We start from the raw sequence: 13,724 nt of genomic DNA, 5'->3' as shown, positions 1-13,724 counted from the left end.
GGCGCCCGCGTCAGCGGCGGAAGACGGTGGCGAGGACGCCGATGCCCTCGACCTCGGCCTCGACGCGCTGGCCCTCCTGGACCGTCCCGACCCCGCCCGGGGTGCCGGTCAGGATCACGTCGCCGGGAAGGAGGGTGAACATCTCCGAGGCCGCGGCCACGAGCTCGCGGACGCCGAAGACCATGTCCGCCGTCGTGCCGTCCTGGCGGGTCTCGCCGTCGAGCCGAGACGTGATGCGCAGGCCGCCGGCCGGCTCCACGTCCAGCTCGGTCTCGATCCACGGGCCCAGCGGGCAGGCGCCGTCGAAGCCCTTGGCGCGGGCCCACTGCAGGTCGGTGCGCTGGGCGTCGCGGGCGGTGAGGTCGTTGCCCACGGTGTAGCCGAACACGACGTCGTCCACGCGGCTCACCGGCACGTCCTTGCAGATGGTGCCGATCACGACGGCGAGCTCGGCCTCGTAGGAGACCTCCTCCGACCAGCTGGGCAGGGTGACCGGCTCGTTCGGACCCACCACGGAGGTGTTCGGCTTGAGGAAGAACTGCGGGGACGTGGGCACCTCGTTGCCGAGCTCCTTGGCGTGGTCCGCCCAGTTGCGGCCCACGCCCACGATCTTGGAGCGCGGGATGATCGGCGCGACCAGCCGCACGTCCTCGAGGCGGTGGGTCGTGCCGGTCGGCTGGATCCCATGGAAGAACGGGTCCCCCTGCAGGGCGGTGATGCTCAGCTCGGAGAGGTCGGCGTCCGCCGGGCCCTCCACGATGCCGTAGGTCGGTTCGGCCTGGTCCACGAAACGGGCGATGCGCATGGCCGCCAGCCTAGTGGGTGAGCGGCGGGCGCCGTCGCCGGACACCCCACCCGATGCCGACCCCGCTGACGCCGCGAGCCAGACGATTCGGCCGCGCCCGACGGCCCGGGGCGACCGATTCGTCTGGCTCGCGGGCGGATTCGTCTGGCTCAGCGCGGTGCAGCGCGGTGCGGAGCGGGGCGGGTCCAGGCCGCTCAGCAGCAGCGGCTGCCCGGATTCTCCTCCTGGCGGGCGTACTCGGCCCGCCAGAACTCCCGCTCGGTCATCGGCGCGCGCTCCGGATGGTGGGCCCGGTGGTGGGCCACGTACGCGTCGTACTTCCCCTCTCCGGAGAGCTGGCGGACCCACCAGCGCACCCGGGCCCACACCCCGGGCCGAGACGGGCCGGCCGGGCCCTCCGCGGTGGAGGGCCCGGCCGGCGTCGCGCGCGGATCGGCCACGTCAGTGACCCCGCACCGGCTGCCGGTCCGCCGGCAGGGCGTCCCACTGCCGCTGCAGCTCCTTCTCCTCGGCCGTGGCGAACAGCCCGGCCGGGGCGAAGCGCTGCGAGGGCACGTACGGGTCCTGGTGATCGATGACCTCGGTGCCGCGGAAGGCGCGCACCGTGGCGAGCACCGACGTCGTGATGACCACGAGCGCCAGCACGAGGAACACGATGGACAGCGTGCCCTGGATGAAGGTGTTGCGGACCACGGCCTCCATCGCCGGCACGGACTTCGCGGCGCCGAAGCTCGTGGCGCCCGAGGCCAGCGCGTCCTTGAACGCGTTGTGCTGCGCCCAGTAGCCCACCGCCGGGACCGACGAGAAGATCTTCTGGAAGCTCGCCACCGTGGTGACCACGGTGATGAAGCCCAGCGGCAGCGCCACGATCCACAGGCCCCGGAAGTGCCGGCGGCCGGCCACGATCGCCAGGACCACCGCGAGCGCGATGGCCGCCAGCAGCTGGTTGGCGATGCCGAACAGCGGGAACAGCGTGTTGATGCCGCCCAGCGGGTCGGTCACGCCCATGATCAGCACGGCGCCCCACGCGGCCACCATGATGCCGGTGCACACCCAGGCGCCCACGCGCCAGCCGGTGTCCTTGAAGCGCGGGACCACGTTGCCCAGGGAATCCTGGAGCATGAAGCGGGCCACGCGGGTGCCGGCGTCCACGGCGGTGAGGATGAACAGCGCCTCGAACATGATGGCGAAGTGGTACCAGAAGCCCATGAGGGCCTCGCCGCCGATCAGCTGGCCCATGATGATCGAGAGCCCGACGGCGAGCGTCGGGGCGCCACCCGTGCGGGAGACGACCGTGTCCTCGCCCACGAGGTTCGCCAGCGCGGTGAGCTGCTCGGGCGTGACGTCCACGCCGGCCAGGCCCAGGCTCATCACCCAAGCGGCCGCCGTCTCGGGGGTGCCGCCGGTGAGCGCGGCGGGGGCGTTCATGGCGAAGTAGATGCCGCGGTCGATGGACACGGCCGCCACGAGCGCCATGACCGCCACGAAGGCCTCCATGAGCATGCCGCCGTAGCCGATGAAGCGGGTCTGCCGCTCCTTCTCCACCATCTTGGGCGTCGTGCCCGAGGCGATCAGCGCGTGGAAGCCGGAGAGCGCACCGCACGCGATGGTGACGAACAGGAACGGGAACAGCGAACCGGGCCACACCGGGCCGGTCTGGCCCGAGGCGAACTCGGAGAACGCGGGGGTGCCGATGCGCGGCTGCACGACGACGATGGCCAGCGCGAGACCGGCGATCACGCCGATCTTCATGAAGGTGGACAGGTAGTCGCGCGGAGCGAGCAGCAGCCACACGGGCAGCACGGCCGCGACGAACCCGTAGATGATCACGGCCCAGGCGATGGTGGTGCGGTCCAGGGTGAACAGGGCCGCGCCCCACTCGGTCCCGGCCACCCAGCCGCCGCCGATGATGGCCGCCAGGAGCAGGACGAACCCGATCACGGAGATCTCGGTGATGCGGCCCGGGCGGATCCAGCGCAGGTACACGCCCATGAAGAGCGCGATCGGGATGGTCATGGCCACGGAGAACACGCCCCACGGGGACTCACCCAGGGCGTTGACCACCACGAGGGCCAGGATGGCCGTGATGATCACCATGATCAGCAGGGTCGCGACGATCGCGGCGGTGCCCCCGACGCGGCCCAGCTCGTCCCGGGCCATCTGGCCGAGCGAGCGGCCGCCGCGGCGCATCGAGAAGAACAGGACGAGGTAGTCCTGGACCGCGCCGGCCAGGATCACGCCGACGATGATCCAGATGGTGCCGGGCAGGTAGCCCATCTGCGCGGCGAGCACGGGGCCCACGAGCGGACCGGCGCCGGCGATGGCCGCGAAGTGGTGGCCGTAGAGCACGCGGCGGTCGGTGGCCACGTAGTCCCGGCCGTCGGCCCGGTACTCGGCCGGGGTGGCGCGGGTGTCGTCCGGGTGGACGATCATGCGCTCGACGTACTTCGAGTAGAAGCGGTAGCCGATCGCGAACGTCGCCACGGCGGCGAACACGAACCAGATCGCGTTGATCGTCTCGCCGCGGTGCAGGGCGAGCATGGTCCAGGCGACGCCGCCGAGCAGGGCGACGGCCACCCAGACGGCGATCTTCGCGGGCGTCCAGCGGGGCCGGCCGGCGGCCTCGGTGGGCGGGAGGTCTTCCGGCGTCGTGGCCGGGAGTGGGGCGCCCTCGGCGGCCGCGGAGGAGCGGTGCGAGCTCACGGGGGTCTCCGTTCGTGGGGTGGGGTCAGACGAGGCGGTGCAGCCAGCCGTGGCGGTCCTCGACGCGCCCGGTCTGGATGCCCTCGAGCTCGGTGCGGATCTTCAGGGCCACGTCGGCCCCGCCGGCGGACTCGATCACGTCGTCGCCGTCGAGCAGACGGCCGATCGGGGTCACGACGGCGGCGGTGCCGCACGCGAAGACCTCGGTGATCTCGCCCGAGCGGACGCCCTCGGCCCACTCGGCGAGGGTGACGCGACGCTCCTCGACGGTCAGGCCCATGTCCCGGCCGAGCTGGAGGATCGAGGAGCGGGTGACGCCCTCGAGGATCGTGCCGGTGAGCGCCGGGGTGACGAGGCGGCCGTCGGCGTGCACGAAGAACACGTTCATGCCGCCGAGCTCCTCGATCGCGTCGTCGTGGTACTGGTCGAGGAACACGACCTGGTCGGCGCCCTTCGCCGCGGCCTGCAGCTGGGGCAGCAGCGAGGCGGCGTAGTTGCCGCCGGTCTTGGCCGCGCCCGTGCCGCCCTTGCCGGCGCGGGCGTAGTCACGCGAGACCCAGATGGTCACCGGCTTGAGCTCGCCGCCGAAGTAGTTGCCGGCCGGCGAGGCGATCACCATGTACCGCACCTGCCGGGCCGGGCGGACGCCGAGGAACGCCTCGGAGGCGAACATGAAGGGGCGCAGGTAGAGGGACTGGCCCGGGCCGGTGGGCACCCAGGCCCGGTCCGCCTCGAGCTGGGCCCGCAGCGAGCCGAGGAACAGCTCCTCGGGCAGCTCCGGCAGGGCCAGGCGGCGGGCGGAGCGGTTCAGGCGGGCCGCGTTGGCCTCGGGGCGGAACGTCCACACCGACCCGTCCTCGTGCCGGTAGGCCTTCAGGCCCTCGAAGATCTCCTGGCCGTAGTGCAGCACGGCGGCCGCGGGGTCCAGGGACAGCGGGCCGTAGGGCTCCACGCGGGCGTCATGCCACGCGCCGCCGTCCTCGTCCCAGGTCCAGTCGATCGAGACCATGTGGTCCGTGAAGACGTTGCCGAAACCGGGGTCCTGGAGGATCTCGACGCGCTGCTGATCGGACATCGGGGACAGATGTGGTTGCCGCGTGAACACGGTCTCGGACACGGTGGGATCACTCCTCGTGACGGGTGACGGATGGGGACGGCTCCGGTGCCGGGCACGACGCGCGGGGGCCACGGCGCCGGGCGTGGCACACGCCACAGGCCGTCGCCCCATCCTAGACCCGGCGTCGACGCGCCGGGCCCGCGCGTCAGACCCGCGCGGCGACGTCGGCGCCCACCTCGGCGGTGGTGCCCCGCGCGCCGTCCACCCGGTCCTTCAGGTGCGCCCACACCGCGGTGCGCACGCGCGCCGCGGCGCCGGTCTCGCCCACGTGCTCGAGCAGCAGGGCGGCGGAGAGGATGGCGGCCACGGGGTCGGCGATCCCCTGGCCCGCGATGTCCGGAGCGGAGCCGTGGACCGGCTCGAACATCGACGGCGCCGTGCCCTCGACGTTGATGTTGCCGGAGGCGGCGAGCCCGATGCCGCCGGTCACGGCCGCGGCGAGGTCCGTGATGATGTCCCCGAACAGGTTGTCCGTCACGATCACGTCGAAGCGGGCCGGGTCCGTCGCCAGGAAGATCATGGCGGCGTCGACGTGCATGTAGTCCCAGGTGACCGCGGGGAAGTCGGCCCCCACGGACTCCACGGTGCGGCGCCACAGGTGGCCGGCGTGGACCAGGACGTTGTGCTTGTGCACGAGCGTGAGGCGCTTGCGCTCGCCCGCGTCGGCGCGACGGAAGGCGTCCTCGACGACGCGGCGCACGCCGAACGCCGTGTTCACGGAGACCTCCGTGGCGATCTCGTGCGGGGTGTCCACGCGGATCGCACCGCCGTTGCCCACGTACGGCCCCTCCGTGCCCTCGCGCACCACGGTGAAGTCGATCTCGCCGGGCGCGGCCAGGGGGCTGACGGCGCCGGGCAGCAGGGTGGCCGGGCGCAGGTTCACGCCGTGGTCCAGCGCGAAGCGCAGCTTGAGCAGCATGCCGCGCTCGATCAGCCCGGACGGGATGCGCTCGTCCCCGGGCGCGGCGCCGACGGCCCCGAACAGGATCGCGTCGTGGCGGCGAAGGGACTCGAGGACCTCGTCCGTGAGCGCCTCGCCGGTCTCGAGCCAGTGCTCCGCACCCAGCGGATACGGGGTGAGCCGGGCCTCCGGACGCCCCTCGGCACGCAGCGCCGCCTGCAGGACGGCGGCGGCCTGGTCGGTGACCTCGGGGCCGATGCCGTCGCCGCCGATGACGGCGATGTCCAAGGGGTCTGCGGAGCTGCGTGTGGTCTCGGTCATGGCCCTCAGGCTACGCGCGGCACGCGTGAGGACCACATCGTGTGACACCCGGTCTCACCCTCCGGACGGACTCAGTCCTCGGCGGGCTCCTCGTGCCGCGGGAAGACCGGCTGCGGGGCGGGCAGCGGGGTGCCGGGGACCAGGTCCTCGTGGAACGCGGCGAAGGACCGCGGGCCGGTGCCGGACGCGCCGGTGCGGCCGGCGTCGCCCTCGGCGGGGACGCCGAGCAGGTCCAGCAGCCGCGAGGCCGAGCCGGGCATCACCGGCTGCGCGAGCAGGGCCACCCGGCGCACGGCCTGCAACGTCACGTACAGCACCGTGCGCATGCGCGGCTCGTCCGTCTTGCGCAGCACCCACGGGGCCTGGTCCGCGAAGTAGGCGTTGATCTCACCGAGCACGCGCCAGGTCTCCTCGAGCGCGTCGTGGAAGTCCTGCACCGCGTACGCGGACCGGGAGCGCTCCAGCAGGGCGTCGACCTGGGCCAGGACGGCGCGGTCCGCCTCGGTGAACTCGCCCGGCTCGGGCACGGCGGCGCCGCAGTTCTTGGCCACCATGGACAGCGAGCGCTGGGCGAGGTTGCCGAGGTTGTTGGCCAGGTCCGCGTTCTTGCGGCTCACCACGGCCTCGTGGCTGTAGGAGCCGTCCGCGCCGAACGGGAACTCGCGCAGCAGGAAGAAGCGAATGGCGTCCAGGCCGTACCGGGCCACCCATTCCCGCGGGTGCACCACGTTGCCCAGGGACTTGGACATCTTGGCCCCGTTGTTGTTCAGGAAGCCATGGATCATGACGCGGCGCGGCAGCTCGAGGCCGGCCGACATGAGGAACGCGGGCCAGAAGATGCAGTGGAACCGGGAGATGTCCTTGCCGATCACGTGCAGGTCCGCCGGCCAGTAGCGCGCGAACGCCTCCGGGTCCTCCGCCGGCCAGCCCGCGCCGGTGAGGTAGTTCGTCAACGCGTCGACCCAGACGTAGGTGACGTGGTCGGCGCGCCGGTCGGCGTCGGCGGCGTCGGGGTCCGCGGGCGCCGGCAGGTCGATGCCCCACTGGAAGGAGGTCCGGGAGATGGACAGGTCCTCGAGCCCGGCCTCCACGAAGCGGATGACCTCGTTGAAGCGGTACCGGGGGGCGGCGAAGTCCGGGTGCTCGCGGTAGTGGTCCAGCAGCGGCTGCTGGTACTTGGACAGGCGGAAGAAATAGGACTCCTCCTCCGTCCACGTCACCTCGGTGCCGGTCTCGACGGCGCGGCGCACCCCGTCCTGACCCACCTCGGTCTCGTCCTCGCCGAAGTAGCGTTCGTCCCGCACGGAGTACCAGCCGGCGTAGGAGCCGAGGTAGATGTCCCCGTTGGCCTCCATCCGCCGCCAGATCTCGCGGACGGCCTCGGCGTGGTCCGTGTCCGTGGTGCGGATGAAGCGGTCGTAGGAGATGTCCAGGACGTCGTCGTCCATCTCCTTGAAGACGGCGGCGTTGCGCGTGGCCAGCTCGAGGGCGCTCACGCCCTGCTGCTGCGCCGTCTGCTCCATCTTCTGGCCGTGCTCGTCCGTGCCGGTCAGGAAGCGCACATCCCGCCCGTCGAGCCGCTGGAAGCGGGCCATCGCGTCCGAGGCGATGTACTCGTAGGCGTGGCCGATGTGCGGCTCGCCGTTCGGGTAGGAGATGGCCGTGGTCAGGTAGTACGGGGCGCGGGCGTCAGTCACAGTCGTCGAGTCTAGCCGCGGGGCCGGGGCCCGCGCCGAGGACGACGTCGTCCGCGCCGGCGTCCGGGACGCCGTCGGCGGTCACCTGCAGATGGCCCGGCGCAGGCCGCAGGTGGAGGTGGGCCCACGGGGCCACCACGAGCACGGACGCCCCGATCATCTCGGTCAGCTCCTCCGCGTGGGTCGCCACGTGGTAGGCCAGGGTGCTGCGCCCGATCCCGAAGACGAGCGGCACCGCCTCGAGGACGATCGCGCCGAAGAAGAACACCGCGCCGCCCGCCACCGTCAGCGCTCGGGTCCGGCGGGGCAGGGCGACGGTGCACAGCGCGAGCAGCCCGAGGACGACGATCGCGGCCGGCGCGCCGAGGATCAGCCACTGGAACGCGGGCAGCGGGTTCTCCCCCGCGAACGGCAGAACCTCCCACAGCTGGCCGGCCTGCTCGTGGATCTGCGTCGACTCGTCCAAGCTCATGGCCGCCAGCAGGGCCGCGGGGGTCAACCACGCGAGCAGGCTCCGCCGCCGATCCGCCCCCAGCGCGCGGCGCACGAGACCCACCGTGGTGAAGCCCGCGGCCCCCAGCAGGAGCAGGCCCGAGCTCCACCACGCCGTGAGGTTGGCCTCGTGGTTCACGTCGAAGACCTCGCGCCACCACGGCACCTGCCGCGGGCCCAGCCCGAACACGAAGGGGAGGGCGAACGACCAGGCGGCGAGCAGGACACTGACGCCGATCAGCCCGCCCGCCGCGCGCCGGGCCCAGCGGCCCTGCACGCCCGGAGGCGTGGCGGGGCGGGCCGCTGCGGCGCGCGCGGTCGGGGCGGGGCTCGGCTGGACGCGACATGGACACCATCTCAACACAGGGCGACGCGCGCCGGCCCCGCGTTGCCCGCCCGGGCGTCGACGGGTCAGACGGAGAGGTCCACCTCGGCCGCACGGGCGGCGCCGATGGCCGCGGCCAGCGTGGCCGCGGTGTCTCCGGACAGCGCCCCGTCCAGGGTCAGCACGGCCAGGGCGGCGCCCTCGTCGTCGCGCGAGACGTCCATGCCGGCGATGTTCACGCCCTGCACCCCGAGGGCCTGGCCCAGGACGCCGATCACACCCGGGCGGTCCTGATAGGCGAACACGAGCAGGTGGTCGGCCAGCGGCACCTCGAGCTCGTGCCGGTCCACGCCCACGAGCTTCTGCACCTGGCGCGGGCCGGTGAGTGTGCCGGTGACGGCGGTCTGGGCGCCCTGCGCGGTCGCGGCGCGCACCGTGACGGTGTTGCGGTAGGACTCGGACACCGCGGTGGTGGTGAGGCGGCACTCGACGCCGCGCTGCTCGGCCAGCACGGGGGCGTTCACGTAGGAGACCTGGTCCGAGACGATGTCCGTGAACACGCCCTTCAGGGCGGCCAGGCGCATCGCGGAGACGTCGTGCTCGGCGATCTCACCGGCGATCTCCACCTCGACGGCCGTGATGGACTGCTCGCCCACCAGCGCGGTGAGCACGCGGCCCAGCTTCTCGGCCAGCGGCAGGCCGGGGCGCACGTCCTCGTGGATCGCGCCGCCGGCCACGTTCACGGCGTCCGGCACGAGCTCGCCGGAGAGGGCCAGGCGCACGGAGCCGGCGACGGCGACGCCCGCCTTCTCCTGGGCCTCGGCGGTCGAGGCGCCCAGGTGGGGGGTGACGACGGCGGAGTCGTGGGCGAAGAACGCCAGGTCCGTGGCCGGCTCGGAGCTGAAGACGTCGATGCCGGCACCCCCGATGGTCCCGGCCTCGAGCGCGCGGGCGAGGGCGTCCTCGTCCACGAGGCCGCCGCGGGCCACGTTCACGATGATCGCGGTGTCCTTCATGCGGGCGAACTGCTCATCGCCGATCATGCCGACCGTCTCGGGGGTCTTGGGCATGTGGATCGTGACCACGTCGGCGCGCTCGAGCAGCTCGTCCAGCTCGACGAGGCTCGCGCCGAGCTGCTGCGCGCGGGCGGTGGTCACGTAGGGGTCGTAGGCGAGGATCTCCATGCCGAACGCCTTCATGCGCTCGGCCACGAGCGCGCCGATGCGGCCCAGGCCGATCACGCCCAGCCGCTTGCCGTACAGCTCGACGCCCGTGTACTTCGAACGCTTCCACTCCCCCGCCTTCAGCGAGCCGTGGGCGGCCGCGATGTTGCGGGCGGCGGCCAGGATGTGGCCGCAGGTGAGCTCGGCGGCGGAGATGATGTTCGACGTCGGCGCGTTGACGACCATGACGCCGGCCTCGGTGGCGGCGGGCACGTCCACGTTGTCCAGTCCGACGCCGGCGCGCGCGATGACCTTCAGCTGCGGCGCGGCGGCGATCGCCTCGGCGTCCATCTGGGTGGCCGAGCGGATCAGCACCGCGTCGACGTCGCGCAGGTCCTCGAGGAGGCGGGCGCGGTCGGCGCCGTCCGTGCGGCGGATCTCGAAGTCGGGGCCGAGGGCCTCGACGGTGGCGGGCGAGAGTTCCTCGGCGATCAGGACGACGGGCTGGGCTGCGCTCACGGGTGCTCCTGGAGGTGTGGTGCGGTGGGATGGAAGGCGGGCCGGCCCGCGCTCCGGTCCGAGCCTAGACGCGTGACCGGACCGTGGCCGGAATGCGACGCCGGCCCCGAAGCGCGATGCCCGGGGCCGGCGTCGGGGGCTCAGGCGGCTCAGCGGGCCGCAGTGCCCTCGGTGTAGTCGTCGTCCGCGTCCTTGAGCCAGGAGAACATCTGGCGCAGCTCGCGGCCGGTCTTCTCGATCGGGTGGGCCTCGCCCCGGGCGCGCAGCTCCTTGAACTCGGGCGCACCGGCCTTCTGGTCGTCCATGAAGCGCTGCGCGAAGGCGCCGGACTGGATGTCGGCGAGGACCGCCTTCATGTTCTCCTTCACGTCGGGGGTGATGACGCGGGGGCCGGAGACGTAGTCGCCGTACTCCGCGGTGTCGGAGATGGACCAGCGCTGCTTGGCGATGCCGCCCTCGACCATGAGGTCGACGATGAGCTTCAGCTCGTGCAGCACCTCGAAGTAGGCGATCTCGGGCTGGTAGCCGGCCTCGGTGAGGGTCTCGAAGCCGTACTGCACGAGCTGGGAGGCGCCGCCGCAGAGCACGGCCTGCTCGCCGAACAGGTCGGTCTCGGTCTCCTCGGTGAAGGTCGTCTCGATGACACCGGCGCGGGTGCCGCCCACGGCCTTGGCGTAGGACAGGGCGAGGGCGTGGGCCTGGCCGGAGGCGTCCTTCTCGACGGCGATCAGCGCGGGCACGCCGCGGCCGGCCTCGAACTCGCGGCGCACCACGTGGCCCGGGCCCTTGGGGGCGACCAGGGCGACGTCGACGCCCTCGGGGGCCTGGATGTAGCCGAAGCGCACGTTGAAGCCGTGCGCGAAGAACAGGGCGTCGCCCTCCTGCAGGTTGCCGGCGATGTGCTGCTCGTACACGTCGGCCTGGACCTGGTCCGGGGTGAGGATCATGATCAGGTCGGCCTCGGCGGCGGCGGTGGCGACGTCGACGACGCGCAGGCCCTCGGCCTCGGCCTTGGCGCGGGACCTGGAGCCCTCGGCGAGGCCGATGCGCACGTCCACGCCGGAGTCGCGCAGCGACAGGGCGTGGGCGTGGCCCTGGGAGCCGTAGCCGATGACGGCCACGGTGCGGCCCTGGATGATCGACAGGTCGGCGTCGTCGTCGTAGAACTTCTTCACGGTCATGCTGTTCTCCTCACGGGATGGGTGGATCGGGACGGGTCAGCGGGCCAGGGCGCGGTCGGTCATGGACCGCGGCCCCCGGGCGAGGGCGAGGGTGCCCGAGCGGACGAGCTCACGCACGCCGTAGGGCTCCATCATCTCGAGGAAGGCCTCGAGCTTGTCACGGGTGCCGGTGGCCTCGAGGGTCAGGGACTCCGGGGCCACGTCGACGACGTGGGCGCGGAACAGGTCGGCCGCCTGGACGACCTGACCGCGGGTGGCGGCATCGGCGCGCACCTTGACGAGCAGGTGGTCGCGCTGAACGGAGGAGTCGGGCGTGAGCTCGACGACCTTGATCACGTTGATCAGCTTGTTCAGCTGCTTGGTGACCTGCTCGAGCAGGTCCGTGTCGGCGTCGACGACCACGGTGATCCGGGACAGGCCCTCGACCTCCGTGACGCCCACGGCCAGCGAGTGGATGTTGAACGCGCGCCGGGCGAAGAGGCCGGCCACGCGGGTCAGGGTGCCGGGCACGTCCTCGACGAGCACGGACAGGGTGTGGCGTTCCATCGGTTGCCCTCCTCAGTCTTCCTGGTCCCAGTCGGGCGTCATGCCCCGGGCCACCTGGATCGCGTCGTTGCTGACCCCCGCGGGGACCATCGGCCAGACCATGGCGTCACGGGAGACCACGAAGTCCACGATCACGGGGCGGTCGTCGATGGCGAGGGCCTGGCGGATGGTGTCGTCCAGGTCCTCCCGGCGGTCGCAGCGCAGGCCCGCGGCGCCGTAGGCGTCGGCGAGCTTGACGAAGTCCGGCACCCGGGCGGTGTCATGGCCCGTGTTGAGGTCCGTGTTCGAGTAGCGCCCGTCGTAGAAGAGGGTCTGCCACTGGCGCACCATGCCCAGCGAGGAGTTGTTGATCACCGCGATCTTGATGGGGATGCGGTTGATCACGCACGTGGCGAGCTCCTGGTTGGTCATCTGGAAGCAGCCGTCGCCGTCGATGGCCCAGACCACGCGGTCGGGTTCGCCCACCTGCGCCCCCATCGCGGCGGGGACGGCGAAGCCCATCGTTCCGAGGCCGGCCGAGTTGAGCCACTGGCGCGGACGCTCGTAGGCGACGAACTGGCTGGCCCACATCTGGTGCTGGCCGACGCCGGCCACGTAGGTGGCCTCGGGACCGGACAGGGCCGACAGACGCGAGATCACCTCCTGGGGCGCGAGGAGGCCGTCCTCGGTCTCGGTCCAGCCCATCGGGTAGGTGTCCTGCAGGCGCCGCAGCACCGCCCACCAGTCGGCGAGGTCGGGCAGCGCCTCGGGGTCCGTCGCGAGCTCGGCCACCAGGTCCGGGATGATCTCCTTGACGTGGCCGACGATCGGCACGTCCGCGGTGCGGTTCTTGGAGATCTCGGCCGGGTCGATGTCCGCGTGGATCACGCGGGCGCCGGGGGCGAACGAGGGCAGGTGACCGGTCACGCGGTCGTCGAAGCGGGCGCCGAGCGTGATCAGCAGGTCGGCCTGCTGGAGCGCGGCCACGGCGGGGACGCCGCCGTGCATGCCCGGCATGCCCAGGTGCTGGGGGTGCGAGTCGGGGAAGACGCCGCGGGCGGTGAGGGTGGTGACCACCGGGGCGCCCGTGAGCTCGGCGAGGGCGCGCAGCTCCTCGTGGGCCTCGCCGCGGGCCACGCCGCCGCCCGCATACAGCACGGGGCGCCGGGCCTCGCGGATCAGCCGAGCGGCCTCGCGGATCTGCCGGGGGTGGCCGCGCAGGACGGGGCGGTAGCCGGGCAGGTCGATCCGGGGCGGCCACGCGAACTCGAACTCGCCCTGCTGGGCGTCCTTGGTGACGTCCACGAGCACGGGCCCGGGCCGGCCCGTGGCGGCGATGTGGAACGCCTCGGCGAGGGCCTGGGGGACGTCCTCGGGCCGGGTCACGAGCCGGGAGTGCTTGGTGATGGGCATCGTGATGCCCACGATGTCCGCCTCCTGGAAGGCATCCGTGCCGATCGCGGCGGAGGAGACCTGGCCGGTGATGAACACGACCGCCTGGGAGTCCATGTGGGCGTCCGCGATGGCGGTCACCAGGTTGGTGGCGCCGGGACCGGAGGTGGCGATGGCCACGCCGACCTTGCCGGTGGCCAGGTGGTAGCCCTGCGCCGCGTGACCGGCACCCTGCTCGTGGCGCACCAGGATGTGGCGGATCCGATCGGAGTCCATGAGCGGGTCGTAGGTCGGCAGGATGGCGCCGCCGGGCAGCCCGAACACGTCCGTGACCCCCAGCTCCTCCAGGGAGCGGATGATGCCCTCGGAGCCGGTCATCCGGGTCGGCTCGACGCGGGAGCCCTCGCCGGGCACCCGCGGCTCGACGATCTCGGGCCGGGGGGCCGGACGGCGCTCCTGGACCCGGGCGGTCTCCGTCGGGCGGGAGGCCGGCGTCGGGACCTGCGGGACCGCCGCGCGGGCGTCGCGGGGGGTCGTGCTCATGGGGTCACCTCACTGCGTTCGTCGCTGCGTGTCCGTCGCG

11 protein-coding genes are annotated in these 13,724 nt (G+C 72.7%); all 11 read right to left on the bottom strand.

All coding sequences use genetic code 11. The features are described from left to right. Positions 1 to 10: 10 nt before the first annotated feature. Positions 11 to 805 (bottom strand): fumarylacetoacetate hydrolase family protein, encoded by a 795-nt coding sequence (locus AC3RJ9_RS03950; protein WP_123244089.1) that lies wholly within the window; start codon positions 803 to 805, stop codon positions 11 to 13. 194 nt (positions 806 to 999) lie between these two features. Continuing rightward, the gene (locus AC3RJ9_RS03945; RefSeq protein WP_101967181.1) at positions 1,000 to 1,245 is read right to left on the bottom strand and encodes a YbdD/YjiX family protein; all 246 of its coding nucleotides are present in this window, start codon (positions 1,243 to 1,245) and stop codon (positions 1,000 to 1,002) included. 1 nt (position 1,246) lies between these two features. Beyond that, positions 1,247 to 3,508, bottom strand: a complete 2,262-nt coding sequence (locus AC3RJ9_RS03940) for a carbon starvation CstA family protein (RefSeq protein WP_123244090.1) — start codon at positions 3,506 to 3,508, stop codon at positions 1,247 to 1,249. 25 nt (positions 3,509 to 3,533) lie between these two features. Further along, positions 3,534 to 4,583, bottom strand: a complete 1,050-nt coding sequence (locus tag AC3RJ9_RS03935; RefSeq protein ID WP_044659184.1) for a branched-chain amino acid aminotransferase — start codon at positions 4,581 to 4,583, stop codon at positions 3,534 to 3,536. Between the two features lie 187 nt (positions 4,584 to 4,770). Further along, a complete protein-coding gene (locus AC3RJ9_RS03930) occupies positions 4,771 to 5,847 on the bottom strand; it encodes a 3-isopropylmalate dehydrogenase (protein WP_063190344.1) in 1,077 nt (358 codons plus the stop codon). Positions 5,848 to 5,918: 71 nt separating this feature from the next. After that, complete coding sequence (gene metG / locus AC3RJ9_RS03925; RefSeq protein ID WP_063190343.1) at positions 5,919 to 7,544, bottom strand: methionine--tRNA ligase; 1,626 nt, start codon at positions 7,542 to 7,544, stop codon at positions 5,919 to 5,921. Then, positions 7,537 to 8,313, bottom strand: coding sequence for a DUF8692 domain-containing protein (locus AC3RJ9_RS03920; RefSeq protein WP_036382103.1), 777 nt, complete (start codon positions 8,311 to 8,313; stop codon positions 7,537 to 7,539). The genes metG and AC3RJ9_RS03920 overlap by 8 nt, the downstream gene beginning before the upstream one ends. A gap of 134 nt (positions 8,314 to 8,447) precedes the next feature. Next, the gene (gene serA, locus AC3RJ9_RS03915) at positions 8,448 to 10,043 is read right to left on the bottom strand and encodes a phosphoglycerate dehydrogenase (protein ID WP_044659180.1); all 1,596 of its coding nucleotides are present in this window, start codon (positions 10,041 to 10,043) and stop codon (positions 8,448 to 8,450) included. Between the two features lie 149 nt (positions 10,044 to 10,192). Beyond that, positions 10,193 to 11,224, bottom strand: a complete 1,032-nt coding sequence (gene ilvC / locus AC3RJ9_RS03910) for a ketol-acid reductoisomerase (protein WP_100058408.1) — start codon at positions 11,222 to 11,224, stop codon at positions 10,193 to 10,195. Positions 11,225 to 11,260: 36 nt separating this feature from the next. Further along, complete coding sequence (ilvN, locus tag AC3RJ9_RS03905) at positions 11,261 to 11,770, bottom strand: acetolactate synthase small subunit (protein ID WP_002854209.1); 510 nt, start codon at positions 11,768 to 11,770, stop codon at positions 11,261 to 11,263. A gap of 12 nt (positions 11,771 to 11,782) precedes the next feature. Continuing rightward, positions 11,783 to 13,684, bottom strand: a complete 1,902-nt coding sequence (locus tag AC3RJ9_RS03900) for an acetolactate synthase large subunit (RefSeq protein WP_101967178.1) — start codon at positions 13,682 to 13,684, stop codon at positions 11,783 to 11,785. Positions 13,685 to 13,724 lie beyond the last annotated feature (40 nt).

It is taken from the genome of Micrococcus sp. 63XJN7_6_ISO-PGPR-S23-444, from assembly GCF_058072765.1.
This window is presented reverse-complemented; position numbering and strand designations above follow the sequence as displayed.